The sequence below is a fragment of the Pseudomonas sp. KUIN-1 genome (assembly GCF_009176725.1).
Lineage (GTDB): Bacteria > Pseudomonadota > Gammaproteobacteria > Pseudomonadales > Pseudomonadaceae > Aquipseudomonas > Aquipseudomonas fragariae.
On sequence record NZ_AP020337.1, the window covers coordinates 2,389,441 to 2,409,109 of the forward strand.

Consider the following 19,669-nt stretch of genomic DNA (forward strand, 5'->3'; position numbering starts at 1 on the left):
GCCCGGGGTAAAAAAAGGGGCTCTGCAAGAGAGCCCCTGGGCGTTGGCCCGCCGCCCGGGTCGGGCGTGCATGGTGCAGGTGTGAATCAGTCAGTCATGTATGGCCCGACAGAGGCCTGAAAGTCTTTGATGTGAATCGCCTCATCCGACCGCGTGAAGTTCGTTGAGTCTGTGGATGCCCGCAGTGCCGGTCATACCGTCCCAGTTGTCGCCGCGTCCTTCGCGCCAGCCATTGATCCATGCCTGGCGTACTGACGGTAGAGTAAAAGGGCAAAGCTCACGGGATTTACCATGAACGCCGTATTGATAACCGCGTAAAAATGCTCTTTCCAACGGATCACGCTTAAGTCTTCTCATAGGGTAATGCCCTCGTCTGTTGACTGTAATATCCCTGAGACCCCGTGATGAGGTCGGGCAGAATCTTCTGCCGTTGGGGCCCGCTGCCGGCGTCGCGGGCCTTGATGCCATCACCATTGCAGCGATGACCTGAGACGATTTCTAACCAAAGCGCAGGGCGGTGTGAATGATCGTTTTGTCATAAGCACGTCACATTCAGGTCTGTCGAGCAATAAGCGCAGACCTGTTTCAACCCTGATTTTTTCTGCAGCCCCGTGAACATGGGGTGTTGCGAGCCCATTGAGATCGCTTATCAGGCTCATATACTGGCTCAATGCCTTGGCTGCTTAAGCGACGAAGGGTCATAAAGAGGCTGCAAAAATGTGACTTTTCAAAACACGACTTTTGATTGCGTGCTTTTATTGCCGACGTCGCCCTGCCTGATATCTGTTCTAATACGCGCCAAAACTGCCGCAATGACATGACAGGATCATGCGGTGGACCGGCACACATCACGTGCCACGCAGGCGTTCTCCATGAAAGACGCCTGTTCAAATCTGGCAGGGCAATGCGTTGCCCGCCGCAGACGGCTCAGGCCCTGGAATACACATGTCGGATCGCTACGAACTTTTCCTCACTTGCCCCAAAGGCCTTGAAGGCCTGCTTGCCGAGGAAGCCACTGCGCTGGGTCTGCAAGAGACCCGTGAACACACCTCAGCCATTCGCGGCTCGGCGGACATGGAGACCGCTTACCGGCTGTGTCTCTGGTCGCGCTTGGCCAACCGCGTGTTGCTGGTGCTCAAGCGCTTCCCGATGAAGGATGCCGAAGACCTGTACCACGGCGTACTGGATGTCGAGTGGCAGGATCATCTCGAATCCGACGGCACCATTGCGGTGGAATTCAGTGGTCATGGTTCGGGCATCGACAACACCCATTTCGGTGCACTGAAGGTCAAGGATGCGATCGTCGACAAGCTGCGCACCCCGGATGGCGAGCGCCCTTCGGTTGACAAGATCAACCCCGATTTGCGCGTGCACCTGCGTCTGGATCGCGGTGAGGCCATTCTGTCCCTCGACCTGTCCGGGCACAGCCTGCACCAGCGCGGTTACCGTCTGCAGCAGGGCGCTGCACCGCTGAAGGAAAACCTCGCCGCCGCCATTCTGATCCGCGCTGGCTGGCCGCGTATTGCTGCCGAGGGCGGCGCGCTGGCTGACCCGATGTGCGGTGTCGGTACCTTCCTGGTCGAGGCCGGGATGATCGCCGCCGACATCGCGCCGAACATCAAGCGTGAACGCTGGGGCTTCTCGGCCTGGCTGGGTCATGTCCCGGCGCTGTGGCGCAAGCTGCACGACGAAGCACTGGCCCGCGCCGAAGCCGGGTTGGCCAAGACACCTTCATGGATTCGCGGTTACGAGGCCGATCCTCGACTGATCCAGCCTGGGCGCAATAACATCGAGCGTGCCGGCCTGAGCGACTGGATCAAGGTCTATCAGGGCGAAGTCGCGACCTTCGAGCCGCGTCCCGATCAGAATCAGAAAGGCCTGGTGATCTGCAACCCTCCGTACGGCGAGCGTCTGGGAGATGAAGCCAGTCTGCTGTATCTCTACCAGAACCTTGGCGAGCGCCTGCGTCAGGCGTGCCTTAACTGGGAAGCTGCGGTGTTCACCGGCGCGCCGGACCTGGGCAAGCGCATGGGTATTCGCAGCCACAAACAGTATTCGTTCTGGAACGGCGCCTTGCCGTGCAAGCTGCTGCTGATCAAGGTCACGCCTGACCAGTTCGTGACCGGCGAGCGACGCACCCCCGAGCAGCGTCAGATCGAACGCGAAAACCCTGTCGAGGTTGAAGTCGTTGAGCGCAAACTCAACAAGAACGGCAACCCGATCAAGCCGGAACCGGTGGTGGTCGAACAGGCGCGCCTGAGCGAAGGCGGGCAGATGTTTGCCAATCGCCTGCAAAAGAACCTCAAGCTGATGGGCAAGTGGGTGCGTCGCGAAGGGATCGATTGCTACCGCGTGTATGACGCCGACATGCCTGAATACTCGCTGGCGATCGATCTGTATCACGACTGGGTGCATGTTCAGGAATACGCAGCACCCAAGTCCATTGATCCGGAAAAGGCGTCAGCGCGGCTGTTCGATGCGCTGGCGGCCATTCCGCAAGCACTGAACATCGACAAGAACCGCGTGGTGATCAAGCGTCGCGAGCGTCAGAGCGGCACCAAACAGTACGAGCGCCAGAGTGCTCAGGGCCAGTTTCTGGAAGTCAGCGAAGGCGGCGTCAAGTTGCTGGTCAATCTGACCGACTACCTGGACACCGGGCTGTTTCTCGATCACCGGCCGATGCGCATGCGTATTCAGCGCGAAGCGTCGGGCAAGCGCTTCCTGAACCTGTTTGCCTATACGGCGACGGCCAGTGTGCATGCTGCCAAGGGCGGTGCGCGCAGCACCACCAGCGTCGACCTGTCGCGGACCTATCTGGACTGGGCGCGTCGTAACCTGTCGCTGAACGGTTTCTCCGACAAGAATCGTCTGGAGCAGGGCGACGTGATGGCCTGGCTGCAGGCCAACCGCGACGAGTACGACCTGATCTTCATCGACCCGCCGACGTTCTCCAACTCCAAGCGCATGGAAGGCATTTTTGATGTCCAGCGTGATCAGGTCGAGCTGATCGATCTGGCCATGGCGCGTCTGGCGCCGGGGGGCGTGTTGTACTTCTCCAACAACTTCCGCAAGTTTGTGCTCGATGAAAACCTGAGTCAGCGTTATGCGGTCGAGGACATTACCGCGCACACCATCGACCAGGACTTTGCCCGTAACGGCAAGATCCACCGCGCCTGGAAAATCATGGCGCGTAGCTGATCCGGTGCGCGATGAACCGATCGGTAACGGTCCGGTCATCGCGCCTCGCGACACTTCCTGCACTCGTTTGCATGCCCGTGTGCTCAAACGCATTTGAGCCCTGGGCAAATGCCCGATTTGTGGTTGCGTATAAACGGCATATTAATCAATAAGTTGATGTGAAAAGCCTGAGCGTATGGACTTTGATGAAATTTATTTCACAAAGGCTGAAGCTTTTGCATTGCACGGAGTTGCGCGGTGTTATACTCGTGATATCAGATGGCTATACACTTTAGTTTTTAGTATTTCAGTCGTAATCCTACGGTTATGCAATTGCTGTCTTATTGCATCTCTTGTCTGTTTTCGTTTCCTCGGATTGTGCACTTTTATTCCCGATATGATTTCCTCGGGAAAGCGGTATATCGAATTTCAATTGTCGACCTCTTGAGTGACGTCCCTGTTCAATCGGGCGACTGAAGGTATCGACTGTGTTCCGAGATTGTCCACGCCGTACCCACCTCCGAAGGTAACAAGATGAGAAACGTCAAGGTCGCTGTTCGTGCCGGGATGAGCTTTATGCTGATCACCTGCCTGCTCATCGCGCTGGGAGGGATCGCGCTATGGAAAATGGGCGAGTTACGGGCCAGCATGGAATCGCTGGAAAAGGACGCGATGGCCAGCATCATACAGGCTAACAAAATAAGCAGCGCCACGCTGCGTTTGCGACTGGATGCCCGGCGATTGATTGCACAGACTGACCCGCAGGCTCAGACAATTACCGTGACTCGATTGAAAGCTGCGCGAGAAGACATGCTCAAACAATCTGCTGCATATGCGCCGCTGGCAAGCGCTGCCGATGAGGCAAGTCTCTATCAAACCGTCACTGCGTCCGCCCAGAAGTTTGCGTCACTTCTGGATACGGTGCTCGAATTGATTCAGAAAGGTGCCAACGCTGATGCGGTGACGTTTACCGACACCAATATAGTGCCCGTCACCGGTGAGTTGCAGACCGCCATCGATGCGTTGGTGCAGATGAATATTGATCAGGCCGATCAACTGAGTGTGCGTGCAGAAGCCGCCTATGAAAGTGGTTTTATGTTCACAGTGGTTATTATTATAGTGTCATTGATTATTACCATATTTCTCGCGATTCTGTTGACGCGCAGTATTGTCACGCCTTTGAAATCATTGTTGTCGGTCAATGAGCGTATTGCCAGCGGTGATCTTCGTGGCGATATTCCGGTCACCGGTGACGATGAGTTTTCCGAGCTGCAACGCGCGACACTGGCCATGCAGAAGAACCTGCGACAAACCATTGGCCTGATCGGCAACTCGTCACAGCAACTGGCTTCCGCTGCCGAAGAAATGAACTCCATCACCGTGCAGTCCAGCACCGGGTTGGGTCGTCAGAATCAGGAGATCGAGCAGGCCGCCACGGCGGTCAACGAAATGACCGCAGCGGTCGATGAGGTCGCACGCAACGCAGCAGCTGCGTCTGACGCAGCGAAAGAATCCAACGCCTCCACCGTGCGCGGGGCTGAGCGAGTGGCCAGTACCGTCACCGCGATCGAAAAACTGAGCGCCACGGTGCTTGCCACCAGTGCCGACGTGCAGCGTCTGGCCGGGCAATCCAACGACATCAGCAAAGTTCTGGCGGTGATCCGTACTATCGCCGAGCAAACCAACCTGCTTGCCCTCAATGCCGCTATTGAAGCCGCTCGTGCCGGCGAGCAGGGCCGTGGTTTTGCGGTGGTGGCGGATGAGGTCCGGGCACTGGCGCATCGCACCCAGCAGTCCACCCAGGAAATCGAGCAAATGATCAGCGCCGTTCTAGAGGGCTCCGAACAAGCCACCCGGTCGATGCAGGAAAGTTGCATGGGCGCGCAGAATACTCTGGGGGTTGCACATGAGGCCGGTGTGGCGCTTGACGAGATTGCCCGGCGTATCGAAGAAATCAATGACATGAACACGCTGATCGCTACGGCCTCCGAAGAGCAGGCGCAGGTGGCCCGTTCCATCGACCACAATCTGATCAGCATTCGCGACCTTTCCGTGCAGAGTACCGAGGGCGCCAATCAGACTTCCCTTGCCAGTGGCGAACTGTCGAGACTGGCCATTGAAATGAATGGCGTCGTTACACGATTCAAGATGTAACTTGATTGGCTGTCCGCAAGGCGAAGCCATGTCTTCAAGCTTGCGGACAGACCAACGGACCATCATGAAACAGTCATAAGCCTATGAAAATTATTGGCGAATAGCTATAACAGAAGTCATAGCCAGCCTGACGCTTCCGTATGTTGGCGTCATGAGTTTGTGTGTATGACAGTGAAACGGTTCAAGCTCAGAGTTCTGAGTTTCATCAATGGCCAGCTTTCAGCGTGGCTTATCGCTGTCGTGGCATTGCTGGTCGGCGTGGCACTTACGATCATGCTGGCGCTGGCCGACAACGAGTTGTATCAGCGCCAGTTGCATCAGCGTTTCGATACTGTTGCCGCGGAGCGCTTCAGTCGCCTGCAGGAGCGTCTGGACCGGCAGACTACCCGGCTCGACACCCTCGCTCGCTTCTTTATCTACTCCCATCAGGTTGAACTGTCCGAATTCAACGGCTTTGTCGCGCCGTTACTGATTGGTACCCAGGCGTATGCCTGGAACCCTAGAGTGTCGCAGGCCGAACGGACGGCTTTTGAAAGACAGTTGCGTGAGGAAGGCTCAGCCGCGTATGCCATAAGCGAAATGGATGAAAACGGCGCCTTGAAAGCCGCCGCCGTGCGAAATGAGTATTTCCCGGTTCGATTCATCCAGACGCTCAGTGACATTCCGACGCCAGCAGGGTTCGATATCGCCTCGGAGCCGGTACGCCGTGCCGCGCTGGAGCGTGCGCGGTTGCTGAAACGAACCGTCGCAACGCCTCGTATCCGCCTGCTTTCCCTGGAGCCGTCGGACACGTATGGCATTCTGCTGGTCGCGCCGGTGTTCTCGACTGGCCAGCCGGTTCCACAGTTGCGGGGCTATGTCACCGCCGTGATCAGCCTGACGCAATTGATGAATGTGCGCACGGCAGAGCAGGACAATCTTGCCGTGACCATGCTCGACCTCAGTTCGCCGGAAAAGCCCGAGCAGGTTTATCAGTCGCCGCTCCCTGCGATACACAATCAGTTGTATGCCAGCAGCCTGCTGAACCTGGGTGACAGGGATTATCTGGTCGAGGTTCGCCCTACGCAGATTTTCAGCCTGAACAACCAGATCATGATGCCCGGCCGGGTGTTGTGGCTTGGAGGGCTTTTGAGCCTGATGCTCAGCGCCTTGCTCTACAGTCTGATCAGCCAGCGTCAGCGCGCCTTGCAACGGGTGGCGCAGCGCACCCGCGAGCTGCGCCAGCGCGAGCACCAATTGAGGGCCGCGCATGGGCAGTTGCGCAGTGTGCTGGACGCGGCGACCGAAGTGGCGATCATCGCCACCGATCTGGACGGGCTGATCAAGACGTTCAACGTCGGAGCACAGAAAATGCTCGGCTATGCGCAAGAGGATGTGCTGGGCAGGTTCCGGCTGATGGACTTTTATCAGTCTGCCGATCTGGAGGCCCGCGCGAGCCGCATGAGCAAGAGCCGCGGGCAACCCATCAGCGCCTCGCAACTGATGTTTCTCGATGCTGTGCAGGATGGTAATCACCCTTCGCAGGAGTGGACCCTGCAGCGCAGCGATGGCAGCACGCTGGTGGTGAACATGCTGGTCACTGCGGTGCGTGACGATCAGGGGCTGTGGACCGGGTATCTGGCGGTATGCATCGACGTCACCGAGCACAAGCGCGTCAACCAGGCCCTTGCCGAGCAGGGACAGTTGTTGAAAAAGCTCGGCTCACAAGTGCCTGGCGGCATTTACCAGTACCACCTGGCCGTCGATGGCAGCGCATGTTTCAGGTACGCCAGCGCCGGCATGTGCGAGCTGTTCGAGGTGGACGAAGAGCAGTTGCTGGGCGATTCCGAAACTATCCTGCAACGCATACAGCCGCTGGACCTGGCACGGGTCAGAAGCTCCATTCTGATCAGCGCCACACACCTGACACCTTGGAGCCAGGAGTACCGCGTCAATCTGCCACGCAAGGGGCAGCGCTGGTTACGCTCGGCCTCCACGCCCGAGCGCCTGGCCGATGGCAGCGTGCTGTGGCATGGCTTTGTGTCCGATATCACCGACCTCAAACGCGTCGAGCAGGAGTTGCGTGCGCTGTCGGTCACCGACGTGCTGACCGGCGCCTATAATCGTCGCTACTTTCAGGACCGGATGCAGGCCGAGCTGAAAAGAATCGACCGGCACGGCGGTAATCTGTCGATCATCATGCTCGATATCGATCACTTCAAGCGGATCAATGACCGCTTCGGGCATGCCGCAGGCGATCAGGTGCTCAAGGCCATCTCGGAAAAGATCAGCCAGCGGCTGCGCAGCGACGATGTGTTCTGCCGTCTGGGTGGCGAAGAGTTCATGGTGATCTGTCCGGGAACGCGGGGTGCCCAGGCCTATCAACTGGCACTGAGCCTGCGCGAGGAACTGCGCAATCAGGCTATCGAAGGCGTCGACCAAGTGGTCACAGGCAGCTTCGGGATCGCCAGCTGGCGAGAGGGTGAGGGGATCGACGAGATGTTGCTGCGCGCCGACTCGGGCGTCTACGCCGCCAAACAGGCCGGTCGCGACCGGGTCGAGCCCGAGCAGGGTTGATGCAGACAGACCCGCTGCGATAGCGGGTCTGCCGATGGCCGGTATCGGCTGGTTATTGCTGGATCGAGACGGTGGTGTTGGTCAGCTTGGGCTGCCGGTACAGATCGACCAGTACTTCGTCGAGTATCGAGGATGCGCCGAACGGACGCGGGTCGTTGAGGATCGCCACGACGGCCCAGGTGTTGCCGTTGCTGTCGCGGCTGAAGCCGGCAATCGCGCGTACGGTATTCAGGGTGCCGGTCTTGATATGCGCTTCGCCCAGCAGCGGGGTGCGCTTGAGTCGCTTGCGCATGGTGCCGTCGAGGCCGGCCAGCGGCATGGAGCTCATGAACTCGGCAGCATAGGGGCTGCGCCAGGCCGCTTGCAGGATCACCGCCATCTCGCGCGCACTGACACGCTCGGCCCGCGACAGCCCGGAGCCATTCTCCATGACCAAATGCGGCGCAGTGATGCCTTTCTTCGCCAGCCATTGACGGATGACACGCTGGGCGGCCTTGCCGTCGTCACCGTCAGCTTCGTTGCGGAACTCTTCGCCCAGGCTCAGGAACAGTTGCTGAGCCATGGTGTTGTTGCTGAATTTGTTGATGTCACGGATGACTTCCACCAGGTCCGGGGAAAAGGCCTTGGCCAGCAGCTTGGCATTGCCGGGTAGCACGCCAACGCGGTCCTTGCCTTGAATGGTACCGCCCAGTTCCTGCCAGATGGCTCGCACTGCGCCGGCCGCATAGGTAGGGTGGTCCAGCAGTGACAGGTAGGTCTGTGAGTTGCAGCCATTGCCCAGCTGGCCGGTGACCGTCACGTTGACGCTGCCATCCGCCTGGGTGACCGGGTTGTAGCGCACATCCCCGGTGCATTGTTTCGAGGCGCTTGCCTTGACCTGATTATCAATGCGAATGCTGGCAATCGGCGGCTCGACCGAGACCAGAATCCTGCCGTCATCATTGCGGGTCACGAAACGCAGCGCCTTGAGGTTGACCATCAGCGCGTCGGGCTTGACCAGAAACGGCTTGTTGTCGTCATTGCCGTCATCGTTGAACACCGGCAATTGCGGTTGCACAAAATGACTGCGGTCCAGAACCAGATCGCCGGTCACCTGCTGTACACCATTGGCGCGCAGGTCACGCATCAGCAGCCAGAGCTTTTCCATATTCAGCTTGGGATCGCCGCCGCCCTTGAGGTACAGGTTGCCGCGCAGCACGCCGTTGCTCAGGGTGCCGTCGGTGAAGAATTCGGTTTTCCACTGGTGGGTCGGGCCGAGCATTTCAAGGGCCGCGTAGGTGGTAATCAGCTTCATGGTAGACGCCGGATTGACCGATACGTCGGCGTTGAACACGGTCGGTGTACCTGGGCCGTTGAGCGGCAGCATCACCAGCGAGAGTGCGTCATCGCCGAGTTTGCTGGCTTTCAGGGCCTGTTGAACCTTGGGGGGCAGCGTGGTGTTGATGACGGCAGCGTAGGAGGGTAGGGTCAGGGGCAAAAGGAGTGACGCGAGCAACAATGGACGTAGCGACTTGATCATTGACTAAAACCCTACTGCAAAGAGGGAAACGAAAAAGAGGGCATGGATGAATTACCCTCGGTAACTATTGCAAATGTAGATTCGATTTCGATAACTATAGTAGTGAATGCGCGGCGGGCTTTTTTTGTAACACACAATGCCACGCATGATACGAGCCGCATTATGCCCCAAGCGGGGCAGGCTTGTGACCGGGGGGCAAGCCGGTAAATGCTATTTTTTATTGATTCGGTATCCATGGCCGTCGCAAGGCCGGATATCCACTCCACGCCGCAATTGTCGGGCTTTTAAATCGCCAAGCTGGTAAAGTGCCGCCCGATATTTATTGATGAGGATTGTCCCATGGCCACTAACCGCTCCCGCCGTCTGCGCAAAAAACTGTGTGTGGACGAGTTCCAGGAATTGGGTTTTGAACTGAACCTGGACTTCAAGCAAGAGCTGGACGACAAGGCAATCGATGCTTTCCTTGACGCTTTCCTGAAAGAAGCAATGGAAGCCAACGGTCTTGGCTATGTGGGCGGCGACGACTTCGGTCTGGTTTGCCTGAGCAAGCGTGGCTCGGTCAGCGAAGAGCAGCGTGCTGCTGTCGAAGCCTGGCTCAAGGGCCGCAGCGAACTGACAGAAGTCACTGTCAGCCCGCTGATCGACGTCTGGTACCCGGAAAAGGAAATCAATCCGGCCGCCTGATGTAACGGGAAGCAGGCCAGCGCCTGCTTCCCTTGCCTGTTCCCGCACGTCCCCTCGTACACCCCCTCGCTATACCGTCTTTAACGCTCAGTCAGGCTTGGCCTGCTGCAGCATCAGCGCGTCCTCAAGCTCGATCATGGCCAGTTCGACGGTCTGCTGGCAGGTGTAGAACTGCTCATCCGGTGTGTCCGGTTCGCAGGCCAGTTCAAGCGCATCACAGGCATCAACCACCCTTGAAGCTGTGATGATCCGTGCCGCGCCCTTGATCCTGTGCGCCAGATCGCGGGTTTTCTGGCGATTGTTCTCCGGCATCAGTCTGGCCAGTAATAGCCGGTCTTCGTGGTTGCTGTGCAGCAGTTGCGCGAGCAGGCGTTCAACCATTTCAGGACGGTCACCGGTCAGGTTGCTGACGCTGTCGAGGCTGAAGGGCAGGGCACGTGCGGGCGCCAGCGGGGCAATGGCTGTCAGCCGTTCGCTGAGCATCGAGAGGCTGATGGGTTTGAACAGGCAATCGTCCATGCCCGCCGCCCGGCAGCGCTCGATTTCGTCAGGCTGCGCGTTGGCCGTGAAGCCCCAGACAGGGCAGCGTTGGCGCTCGCAGGCGCGCTCCTGTTCGCGGATAGCAGCGGTCATGTCGTAGCCGTTCATGATCGGCATGTTGCAATCGGCGACGACCAGATCGAAGGCATCGTTTTTCCAGCGATCGAGCCCTTGCGCGCCGTTTTCGGCCATTTCGCAGTGATGGCCGAGAAACCTCAGTTGCTGGCAAAGCAGCAGTCGATTGGCAGGATGATCGTCGACGATCAGGATTCTGAGGGTCTGATGAACGACGGCTGCCGGTTGCGCAACGACGGGCTGCCCGGTCAGCGGTTCAAGTGTGGTCAGCACCAGGTTCATGCTGATCCGGGTGCCGTGCCCTGGCGTGCTGTCGAGCGAAAGGTTGCCGCCCATCATCATGCACAGGCTGCGGCAGATCACCAGCCCGAGTCCGGCGCCGGTACGCGCCATTTGTCCGGTGTTATCGGCCTGGGCGAACGGCTCGAACAAACGTTGCTGGTCTTCGACACTGATGCCGATGCCGCTGTCCTGAACGGTGATGTGCAGATGCAGCAGTTGCGGGTCCGGACTTTCGGCTGCCAGCAGTACGACCTTGATCCGCCCCATCGGGGTGAACTTGATGGCGTTGCTGACCAGATTGGACAGTATCTGTTTGAAGCGCAACGGGTCGATCAGTACGTCGGCGTTGATCCTGCTGTCCAGTTCGAGCACCAGCTCGAGGTCCTTCTGCCGCGCCAGCCCGTCGAATACCCGGAGCACCGCCTCCACCAGCCGACGCAGATTCGCACGCTCGGGGTTGAGTGACAGCCGCCCGGATTCGATGCGGGCGATGTCGAGGATGTCGCCGATCAGGTCCAGCAGGTCATTGGCCGAACTGTAGGCGACTTCGATGGCGGAGCGATCCAGTTCGCCGTGATCGGCACGTTTGAGCGCCAGTTCCAGCATGCCGATCACCGCATTCATGGGCGTGCGGATTTCATGGCTCATGGTGGCAAGGAAGGTGCTCTTGGCCCGGCTGGCGGCGTCGGCCTGTTCCTTGGCAGCCTGCAAGTCTTCGATGAGCTGGCGACGCTCGCTGATGTCGATCCAGCCACCGATGATGCCCTGTACTTCGCCCAGAGAATCGCGAAATGGCAGGATCCAGTGGTAGATGGTCAACTGTCGATCGCCAATGCGCAGAGGGCGGTCGAGGATCAGCGCGGTATTGCTGGCCATGACCCGCTGATAGTCGGCAGCGTATTCCCGGGCTTCGAAGGCATTGCCCAGTACCCCTTCGGTAGCGCTCTTGCCGATGATGTCTTCCCGTTGCGCGGAGAACACCCTGAGGTAGCTGTCATTGCACATGCGCAGCATACCTTCGCGATCCCGTACGTAGATGGGATGCGGCGTGCCCTCGACCAGGGCGCGCATGAATTCGAACTGATCGCCCAGCGCCCGCTCCGCAGCTTCGCGCTGACGTATCTGCCGCCGCATCCACGCATTCCATGCCAGCAGGCCCAGCAGCAACAGGCCTGCACCCACCACAATCTGATAGATCAGCCGTTCATAGTCATGCCAGTTGGCGCGTGAAGGGGTATAGACGCGCCAGCGGTTGTTGATCGCTGCCAGATCCTGCGGCGCGATGCTCGCCAGCGCCTTGTCGAGAATCGAGCTCAGCTCGATGGCATTGCGTGAGGTCGCCATGGAAATCAGCGCCGGATCCTCGCCGACGGTGGCGGTCATCTGCAAACGCTCCTCGAAGATCCCGGACGACAGGAAATAGTCTGCGCTGAGCAGCGAGATGACCGCACCTTCCGCTCTGCCCAGTGACAACATGTCCAGCGCCTGGAACGGGTTGTCGATTTCCAGCGGCACCACCCTGGGGTATTTGCGGCTTAGCCAGTCGAGCACCGGGCTGCCCTGGGTAATTGCCAGACGCTTGCCGTCCATCTGCTCCAGATAGCTGGGGGCGCCCGGTTCCTTGCGGGTGACCAGCACGAACGAATTGTCGATGTAGGGACGGGTGAAGCTCAATCGGTCCTCGCGCGCATCACTGGACACCAGCGCACCGATCATGTCTGCCTGGCCTTCGCTGACCTGATTCAACATGTCGGTCAGGCTGGGCGAGCGTTTGACGTCGAACCTGAGCCCGGTACGCAGACGTACCAGTTCGAGCAAGTCTGCGGTGATGCCGCGAAAGTTGCCCTTGGCATCGAAGAATGTCAGCGGTGCATACGCTTCGTTGACGACTACGTGCACGGTCGGGTGCTGAGCGATCCAGCGCTCCTCGCGTTGCGTCAGTTGCAGCTTCTGGTCGGTGAGCATCAAGTCGCTGCCCGTGCTCCAGCGTCTGGAGATATTGACGCGTTCATCAACCGGGATCGCCTTCAGCGTCTGATTGATGATGCCCAGCAGTTGCGGGTTTTCACTGCTGACCGCGAAGCTGAAGCCGTTGGGCTCGTGCTTGCCGAAATTCGACATCTGCACGTTGTTCAGATACCCCTTATTGATGATGTATTGGGTGGAAATCGTATCGCCCAGGAACACATCCGCCTGATTGAAGGCGACTGCATTGATGGCGTTCTGAAAAGAGGGATAGGTCTTCAGTGTCGCGCCGGGATAGGACGCTTCGACCTCGGCAGGCGGCAGGTAGTGATAGACCATGCTCAGCCGCATGCCTTTCAGGCCTTCGTTCAGGGGGCGGTTGTCTCCGACCCGGGTGACCAGGACGGGCTGGTCCACCGAGTAGGGCTGTGAAAGCCTGATGGTGCGATCGACTGCTTCAAAACCGTTTGCGGTGCCCAGCAGATCGATCTGGCCTGCGCCGAGGGCCTTGATTGCAGCATCACGGGTTTCGAAACGCTGAACCCTGATCGGCAGGTCCAGCGCATCCGAGATGATCCCTGCGTAATCGGCAGTGATGCCTTCGTAATCGTTACCCGACATCGTGATATCGAAGGGTGGGTAATCAGGGTTGGAGGTGCCGAGAATCAGTTCGCGTTGCCCGCGCACCCACTGCCACTGGTTATTGTCCAGTTTCACGTCCATGTGCGCCGGACTCGAGCGACCGAGCAGGGTATAGTGATCGGCCGCATGAACACCGGCCTCAGCACCCCAGCCTATGCACAGGCTTGTGGCCAGTATTAATAATTGTCTGAAGCGCTTGGACATCCGTTTTCTCACACTAGCGCGTTGCGTTTTGCCATCTCGATAAGTTCTACCAAGGTTCTGGTTTTCAGTTTTTGCATAAGCCGCGTTTTGTAAGTACTGACGGTTTTGTTACTGAGAAACATGCCCTTGGCTATTTCCTTGTTGGAACGGCCCTGGGCAAATAACTGCAATACCATCAGTTCACGGTCATTGACCAACTTGAACAGCTCCAGCTCGTCGGTCTGGCCATCTTCACGAACTGCGCACGTCAACGCCTGACTGGGAAAGTAATTGTAGCCGGATAATACCGCTTTCACCGAACTGAGCAGTTCACTGAGGTCTTCCTGTTTGCACACATAACCCGAGGCGCCCGATTGCATGCAGCGAATGGCAAACAGGTTGGGGGTCTGCGACGTCAGCACCAGAATCTTGGAGGGCAGCCCCATCGTATTGAAGCGGGCCAGCACCTCGAGGCCGTCGAGCTTGGGAATGCTGATGTCGAGGATGATCAGGTCGGGCATGCACTCACGCACCATTTGCATGGCGTCGACACCGTTATCGGTCTCGCCGACCACCTCATAATTTTCGTTCTCCAGAAGCATTCTTACCGCCATCCGGATGACCGGATGGTCGTCGATGATAAAAACTGAGTTCATATTCCATTCCATAACAAGCAGTGAAGAAAGCGCGCACCTTAGCTCAGATGTTCGGGCAGGCACATAAAGAGACTTGCTCGGCAGGCATATATAGGAAAAGTCCTACAAAAATTAGCGTATCGGAGTACGTAAAAGCCTACGTAGAACATAAGTGTGTTTAAACGTTAACGCTTATTTCAATGTGTGTTTGGCGAGTGCTGCCCCGAATGTTTATTACTTTCTGGAATCATCATTCATGTTGACCGATGATTTCCTACGGGTCTGAACGTCGAATTAATCAATCCAGTTTGCCGGCGTCTGGCATGTACCTGTTTTTGCCCGGCATATTTGAAGCCGAATAAAGCCGGCTGGCCGACGTCAGTCAACGAGGTTCCCCAGCAGGCGGCTGAGGTCGGGCCCGTGCAGGGGTTTGCTCAGGCAACCGAGCAGGGGGAGATCGCGCTGCAGGGCGAGTTGCTGCAGGTTTTCAAGCTGTGTATCAGGCAAGCCGCTGAGCAGAATGGCCTGGCGCAGCCAGCCGTGTCGGGCGGCCTCGTCGATCAGGTCGAGGCCTGACATGTCCGGCAGGCACTGATCGCACAGCACAAGCCCGTAGGGTTCCGCGCTGCGTTGCATGGCGGCCATGGCCTCGGCCGCCGTCAGCACGGGAGTCAGCAGGAAGTAGCCATGGTTGTTGAGCAGCACCTGAGTGGCGATCAGTTGAAACGGGTGATCTTCCACCAGAAGGATGCGCAGGCTATGTGTGGACATGAGCGTTCCGGAAAGGCCCTGGCGAAGCGTTCAGGCATCGGCAGGCGGCGTGCGGACCCGTGAGTATCGCAGGCGGATGGATGATGTGCCGGATGGCAGTTGAAGTGGCTGGAATTATTGAGGGATGCAAGAAAAGCTGCGATAGGACCCGTCTGACATGCATGTAGGGCCTGTCTGAGTTTTGCGAGGCAATCAGTCTGACCAGCCTTTTGCCTGTATCCATTCAGGCAGCGGGCTGGTCGATGGAAGCTATATCTGTCCGGAGCGGCCGGTCATTTCCCGGGCCATTTCGCTGGCGTAGCTGTCGGTCATCCCGGCGATGAAATCGATCATGCGCAGGAACGAGGTATGCAGCGGTGCCTTGGGATCGGGCGCGCTGTTACCCAGCAAGTCGAGGATGCGTCGATGCTTGAACGAGGGTGTCCTGCCGCCAAACTGTTCGACGGCCGCGCCGCAGAACGCGTTGAGGAGGATTTCCAGCGTGGTGTAGGCACCGATTTCATGCAGTGTCTTGCGCTTGTCCTGAAAGATTTTCTTGCGCGCCATGTCCTTGGCGTTGAGCACACAGCGTTTGGCCGGACCGTGCATGTGCTCGACCAGGTCGCCAGGCAGGGTGCCGGCCAGCAAGGCGTCCTGCTGCTCGACGAAGGCTCTGGCGGCCGCGTTGGTCAAGTGCTCGATAGCCTTGCCACGCAGAATTGCCAGTTTGCGCCGTCGTGAGTCGCCCGGGCCCAACTGTCGGTAGGTTTCCGGCAGATCATCGCCGACCAGCCCGAGCAAAAGCGATTCCACTTCCGCGTAATTGAGCAGGTCCATCTCCAGACCGTCTTCCAGATCGATCAGGGCGTAACAGATGTCGTCGGCGGCTTCCATCAGATAAACCAGCGGATGACGCGCCCAGCGCTGATCTTCGAGCTGCGGCAAACCCAGCTTGCCGGCGATCTGCTCAAGGATTGGCAGTTCGCTCTGATAGCAACCGAACTTGTGCTTCTTGTAGCCCAGCGAGTCCGCATGGCGGGCGGTCCACGGGTATTTGAGGTAAGTGCCCAATGTGGCGTAGGTCAGGCGGGTGCCGCCGTCGAACTGGTGGTATTCCAGCTGCGTCAGCACCCGGAACCCTTGGGCATTGCCTTCGAAATTGAGGAAGTCATTGCGCTCGGTCTCGCTCATCGCGTCGAGCCAGCCACGCCCGGCCGCCTGATTGAACCAGTTGCGAATCGCATCTTCGCCCGAGTGACCGAACGGCGGATTGCCGATGTCGTGCGCCAGACAGGCCGACTGCACGACCATGCCCAGGTCGCTCGGATCGCACCAGTCGGGCAGGGCAGAGCGCAGCGTTTCGCCGACGCGCATCCCCAGCGAGCGGCCGACACAACTGACTTCCAGCGAATGGGTCAGGCGCGTATGGATATGATCGTTGCTGGACACCGGATGCACCTGGGTCTTGCGTCCCAGGCGGCGGAAGGCCCCGGAAAAGATGATCCGGTCATGGTCCTTGTGAAACGGACTGCGCCCCAGTTCCTCGGGGCTGTGCAGGGTCTTGCCCAGTCGTTCGCGGTTAAGCAGTGTTTGCCAATCCAATGCGTTCACTCCGTCAATAATAGGGGCGTAGCTTCCCGGTTCGACACGCCTGCCGCAAGGGCCGCATTGATGAAATCAGGCCCCGTAGAAAAACAAATGCCTGCTCCGGAATACCGGAGCAGGCATTTACATTCAGGCCGGGAGATTCGAGCCTGGGTCACGCGAGACGCAGGGTGCAATCAGACTTTGCGATTGCGATTCTGCAGGGTGCGTGCTTGCATGGCGACCTTGACCAGGGGCGTCAAGGTGATGCCCAGCTTCAACAGGCGTCCCAGCAGGCTGGTACGTCCGGTTTTGGCACGTTTACCGCTCAGGAAGCCCAGCAGGGCCACCGAGCCCACGCCCCAGAGCGGCGCGTGGCGAAAGCCCAGCGCGCTTTTCCAGTCATGGCGGATGCCGCGAAAGCGTTGCAACGGCTGCATCAGTTGCGTCGATTCGTGGCGAATTTCCTGGCGGTGCATTTCCATGCGCAAGCGAATCAATGCCTTGCGCAGTTCTCGACGGGTATTGCTCTGGTGCGACTTGGGTTCACTCATGGCATCAATCGCTCACGGTCATTGGCCAGTTCTTCGAGGGTCGCATGGAAAGGCGAGGACTCGTCGAAGATCGCTGCCTTGAGGCGCAATCCACAGAAGATCGCGGCCAGCAGGTAAAACGTACACAGGCCGACGATGCCCGCCAGACGATAGCTGTCCCACAGAACGATCAGCAGCAAGGCCGAGAGCCCGGTGAGCAGCAGCAGGCCGAAAACCAGGGCCAGACCGGCGAACAGCAGCAGGCTGACGGTTCGCGCTTTCTGTTCCTGCAATTCGATGCCGAACAGCTCGACGTGAGTGTGCAACAGGCCAAGGAATGCAGCGCCCAGGCGCCGCGGTGAAGAGCCCGGAGTTCCCTCGGGCGGTGCTGATTCCGTTCCCAGAGTCATGATGTTAGCGCCTTGTAGCCAGCAGACCGATCAGAAAGCCGACACCTGCGGCGATACCGACGGACTGCCAGGGGTTGTTCTGAACGTAATCTTCGGTGGCGACCACTGCGGCTTCGCCGCGCTCGCGCAGCGAGTCTTCGGTGGTCTTCAGGGTTTCCTTGGCACGCAGCAGACTTTCACGGATCTGGGCGCGCAGTTCATCGGCCTGATCACCCGCCAGAGAGGCGGTATGCGCCAGCAATTTCTCAGTGTCGGCAACCAGTACCTGGAAGTCGGCTCTCAGGATTTCCTGAGCATTCTGTGCAGTTTCGCGGGCCATGATGTTCTCCGTTTGGTGGGCGTATGAATGTTTCGAGTACAGGTGATTCCTGAAGGTTCACTTCGATTGCCGTATCGTGTTCGATCAGGCTTTACGCTGCCGCTGCACCTTACTCCAAAACTATCTGCCAGGAAAAACCGCAAGCACTGGAAGATTGGGGTTCCGTATTTCTGGCCATTGGCTATGCTCCACACGCGTGACCACGGGATGGCCTGGCGCGCGCGACATCCGTTGAATGGAGAGAGGCATGGAGCGGCTGTATTCCCTGCAGGGGCTCAGGGGCGTAGCGGTCCTTGGCGTTGTGTTGTTTCACATGATGTCGGTAGAGAGCAAGTTTTCCGGTGGCGATATCCTTCTGCCGCCCTGGCTCGATTTTTTTCAGCTGGGCGTCGATCTGTTTTTCGTCATCAGCGGATTCGTCATGGTGATTGTCAGCCGTGGACGTTTTCAGAGCGCAATCGAGGCTCAGCGCTTTCTGTTCAATCGAGTATCGCGGATCTATCCCACGTACTGGCTGTACTTTTTCATCACCCTGGCGGTTTATCTGGTGCAGCCGGGCATGGTCAACAGCGGGCATGGCTCGTCCAACCTGATCATGTCGTTCCTGTTGTTGCCCAACGACAAGGTGCTGCTGGTGATGGTCGCCTGGTCGCTGCTGTTCGAGTTGTGGTTCTACGTGGTGTTCTCCGGCTTCCTGCTGTTTCGCGAGCGCAGTCTGCCGTTTCTGCTCGGCGGCTGGGGCGTGATCATCGTGGTGTTCAATACGCTGGCAGACTGGCAGGACTATTCCTCGGCAGTGAAGATCATCCTGCATCCCTATGCCCTCGAGTTCATGCTGGGCGCCGCGCTGGCCCTGTTCTTTTACGGTCGCCACAGTGCCCGCGTACCGACGGCTGCGGTCTGGTTACTGCTCGGTGTCGCGCTGTTGGCGGCGGTGCCCCTGATCGGCTATTACCGGTTGTATGAAAGTCAGGGCCTGCTGCGCATGCTCATGGTCGGGGGCTCGTTCGGCGTGCTGGTCCTGACGCTGGCCTTGCTCGAACGACGCCGACACCTGCTGGTGCCCGGGTTTCTGGTTGCCGTGGGCGATATGTCCTACACGATCTATCTGTCTCATCTGCTGGTGCTGGGGGTGATCGGCAGGGTCTGGAGCCTGGTGGGGGCCTGGCCCGAAAGCTATCTGGACAACCTGTTTTTCGCGTTGCTGATGCTGGCTGCGGCGGTGTGCTATGGCTGGGTCGGTTATCGTTGTTTCGAGAAACCGGTACTGGACCGTGCCAACGCGTTCAGCAAGGCGCATTTCCGGGTGTCGACGTGATCCCGGTGCGCGCCTAGAATAATTTCCGCTCACCGAGGATTCGCCGAGGATTGACTCATGCCCCCCGAATGCCAGCTGTTCAGCACCCTGGGATGTCCGCTGTGCGAGGTTGCCGAAGCGGTTTTACTGCCGTTTGCCATTGAGCACGGCCTGCTGGTTGAGCTGGTCGACATCTGCGAGGATGAGCAACTGCTTGAACGCTACGAGTTGCGCGTTCCTGTGTTGCGTCGAGTCGACACCGGTGACGAGCTGGACTGGCCATTTGATGCGCCTCAAGTGGCGTCGTTTCTGAGTCGCTGAGCTGCTTTGTCGTTGAGCTGCATTCCCTTTCATTTACCGGACA

General features: G+C 58.6%; 15 protein-coding genes. 6 read left to right on the forward strand and 9 right to left on the reverse strand.

The genetic code is table 11. The annotated features are described in order from the left end of the window. Positions 1 to 141: 141 nt before the first annotated feature. Positions 142 to 357, reverse strand: coding sequence for a ribosome modulation factor (gene rmf, locus KUIN1_RS11040; protein ID WP_002553055.1), 216 nt, complete (start codon positions 355 to 357; stop codon positions 142 to 144). Positions 358 to 945: 588 nt separating this feature from the next. Here rmf and rlmKL point away from each other — a divergent pair. The 3 genes from rlmKL to KUIN1_RS11055 all read left to right on the forward strand — a co-directional run bounded on the left by rlmKL (position 946) and on the right by KUIN1_RS11055 (position 7,887). Beyond that, on the forward strand, positions 946 to 3,198 hold the full coding sequence (gene rlmKL, locus KUIN1_RS11045; RefSeq protein ID WP_011267439.1) for a bifunctional 23S rRNA (guanine(2069)-N(7))-methyltransferase RlmK/23S rRNA (guanine(2445)-N(2))-methyltransferase RlmL: 2,253 nt from the start codon (positions 946 to 948) through the stop codon (positions 3,196 to 3,198). A gap of 513 nt (positions 3,199 to 3,711) precedes the next feature. Then, the gene (locus tag KUIN1_RS11050) at positions 3,712 to 5,331 is read left to right on the forward strand and encodes a methyl-accepting chemotaxis protein (RefSeq protein WP_110392437.1); all 1,620 of its coding nucleotides are present in this window, start codon (positions 3,712 to 3,714) and stop codon (positions 5,329 to 5,331) included. A gap of 165 nt (positions 5,332 to 5,496) precedes the next feature. Continuing rightward, the gene (locus KUIN1_RS11055; RefSeq protein WP_152091984.1) at positions 5,497 to 7,887 is read left to right on the forward strand and encodes a sensor domain-containing diguanylate cyclase; all 2,391 of its coding nucleotides are present in this window, start codon (positions 5,497 to 5,499) and stop codon (positions 7,885 to 7,887) included. A 52-nt stretch (positions 7,888 to 7,939) separates the two neighbouring features. On the opposite strand, the gene dacB is transcribed toward KUIN1_RS11055, so the two are convergent. Further along, entirely contained in the window at positions 7,940 to 9,406 is a 1,467-nt protein-coding gene (dacB, locus tag KUIN1_RS11060; protein WP_152091985.1) for a D-alanyl-D-alanine carboxypeptidase/D-alanyl-D-alanine endopeptidase, read from the reverse strand. A gap of 339 nt (positions 9,407 to 9,745) precedes the next feature. Between dacB and KUIN1_RS11065 the strand changes: the two genes are divergently transcribed. Continuing rightward, on the forward strand, positions 9,746 to 10,090 hold the full coding sequence (locus KUIN1_RS11065) for a YggL family protein (protein ID WP_003346101.1): 345 nt from the start codon (positions 9,746 to 9,748) through the stop codon (positions 10,088 to 10,090). Between the two features lie 87 nt (positions 10,091 to 10,177). On the opposite strand, the gene KUIN1_RS11070 is transcribed toward KUIN1_RS11065, so the two are convergent. The 7 genes from KUIN1_RS11070 to KUIN1_RS11100 form a co-directional block, all read right to left on the reverse strand. Beyond that, positions 10,178 to 13,798 (reverse strand): transporter substrate-binding domain-containing protein, encoded by a 3,621-nt coding sequence (locus KUIN1_RS11070; RefSeq protein WP_080374727.1) that lies wholly within the window; start codon positions 13,796 to 13,798, stop codon positions 10,178 to 10,180. A gap of 8 nt (positions 13,799 to 13,806) precedes the next feature. Then, a complete protein-coding gene (locus KUIN1_RS11075) occupies positions 13,807 to 14,433 on the reverse strand; it encodes a response regulator transcription factor (protein WP_004408514.1) in 627 nt (208 codons plus the stop codon). A 357-nt stretch (positions 14,434 to 14,790) separates the two neighbouring features. Next, positions 14,791 to 15,183 carry a response regulator gene (locus tag KUIN1_RS11080; RefSeq protein ID WP_004408512.1) on the reverse strand — a complete coding sequence of 131 codons (393 nt, stop codon included), beginning with the start codon at positions 15,181 to 15,183 and terminating at the stop codon, positions 14,791 to 14,793. A gap of 249 nt (positions 15,184 to 15,432) precedes the next feature. Continuing rightward, the gene (locus tag KUIN1_RS11085; RefSeq protein ID WP_004408510.1) at positions 15,433 to 16,764 is read right to left on the reverse strand and encodes a deoxyguanosinetriphosphate triphosphohydrolase; all 1,332 of its coding nucleotides are present in this window, start codon (positions 16,762 to 16,764) and stop codon (positions 15,433 to 15,435) included. A 179-nt stretch (positions 16,765 to 16,943) separates the two neighbouring features. Continuing rightward, positions 16,944 to 17,300 (reverse strand): hypothetical protein, encoded by a 357-nt coding sequence (locus KUIN1_RS11090; protein WP_004408508.1) that lies wholly within the window; start codon positions 17,298 to 17,300, stop codon positions 16,944 to 16,946. Then, positions 17,297 to 17,689: a phage holin family protein gene (locus KUIN1_RS11095; RefSeq protein WP_002553117.1), complete on the reverse strand. Its 393-nt coding sequence runs from the start codon at positions 17,687 to 17,689 to the stop codon at positions 17,297 to 17,299. The genes KUIN1_RS11090 and KUIN1_RS11095 overlap by 4 nt, the downstream gene beginning before the upstream one ends. Before the next feature lie 4 nt (positions 17,690 to 17,693). Continuing rightward, the gene (locus tag KUIN1_RS11100; RefSeq protein ID WP_003315618.1) at positions 17,694 to 18,008 is read right to left on the reverse strand and encodes a DUF883 family protein; all 315 of its coding nucleotides are present in this window, start codon (positions 18,006 to 18,008) and stop codon (positions 17,694 to 17,696) included. A gap of 247 nt (positions 18,009 to 18,255) precedes the next feature. On the opposite strand from KUIN1_RS11100, the gene KUIN1_RS11105 reads away from it, so the two are divergent. After that, positions 18,256 to 19,326: an acyltransferase family protein gene (locus tag KUIN1_RS11105; protein ID WP_032653933.1), complete on the forward strand. Its 1,071-nt coding sequence runs from the start codon at positions 18,256 to 18,258 to the stop codon at positions 19,324 to 19,326. Positions 19,327 to 19,383: 57 nt separating this feature from the next. Next, positions 19,384 to 19,626, forward strand: coding sequence for a glutaredoxin family protein (locus KUIN1_RS11110; RefSeq protein WP_003315616.1), 243 nt, complete (start codon positions 19,384 to 19,386; stop codon positions 19,624 to 19,626). The last annotated feature ends 43 nt before the right edge of the window (positions 19,627 to 19,669 follow it).

Bases quoted from the DNA above. Each gene is read 5' to 3' on its own strand.
- rmf (WP_002553055.1), bottom strand. From the start codon at position 357: ATGAGAAGACTTAAGCGTGATCCGTTGGAAAGAGCATTTTTACGCGGT.
- rlmKL (WP_011267439.1), top strand. From the start codon at position 946: ATGTCGGATCGCTACGAACTTTTCCTCACTTGCCCCAAAGGCCTTGAA.
- KUIN1_RS11050 (WP_110392437.1), top strand. From the start codon at position 3,712: ATGAGAAACGTCAAGGTCGCTGTTCGTGCCGGGATGAGCTTTATGCTG.
- KUIN1_RS11055 (WP_152091984.1), top strand. From the start codon at position 5,497: ATGACAGTGAAACGGTTCAAGCTCAGAGTTCTGAGTTTCATCAATGGC.
- dacB (WP_152091985.1), bottom strand. From the start codon at position 9,406: ATGATCAAGTCGCTACGTCCATTGTTGCTCGCGTCACTCCTTTTGCCC.
- KUIN1_RS11065 (WP_003346101.1), top strand. From the start codon at position 9,746: ATGGCCACTAACCGCTCCCGCCGTCTGCGCAAAAAACTGTGTGTGGAC.
- KUIN1_RS11070 (WP_080374727.1), bottom strand. From the start codon at position 13,798: ATGTCCAAGCGCTTCAGACAATTATTAATACTGGCCACAAGCCTGTGC.
- KUIN1_RS11075 (WP_004408514.1), bottom strand. From the start codon at position 14,433: ATGAACTCAGTTTTTATCATCGACGACCATCCGGTCATCCGGATGGCG.
- KUIN1_RS11080 (WP_004408512.1), bottom strand. From the start codon at position 15,183: ATGTCCACACATAGCCTGCGCATCCTTCTGGTGGAAGATCACCCGTTT.
- KUIN1_RS11090 (WP_004408508.1), bottom strand. From the start codon at position 17,300: ATGAGTGAACCCAAGTCGCACCAGAGCAATACCCGTCGAGAACTGCGC.
- KUIN1_RS11095 (WP_002553117.1), bottom strand. From the start codon at position 17,689: ATGACTCTGGGAACGGAATCAGCACCGCCCGAGGGAACTCCGGGCTCT.
- KUIN1_RS11100 (WP_003315618.1), bottom strand. From the start codon at position 18,008: ATGGCCCGCGAAACTGCACAGAATGCTCAGGAAATCCTGAGAGCCGAC.
- KUIN1_RS11105 (WP_032653933.1), top strand. From the start codon at position 18,256: ATGGAGCGGCTGTATTCCCTGCAGGGGCTCAGGGGCGTAGCGGTCCTT.
- KUIN1_RS11110 (WP_003315616.1), top strand. From the start codon at position 19,384: ATGCCCCCCGAATGCCAGCTGTTCAGCACCCTGGGATGTCCGCTGTGC.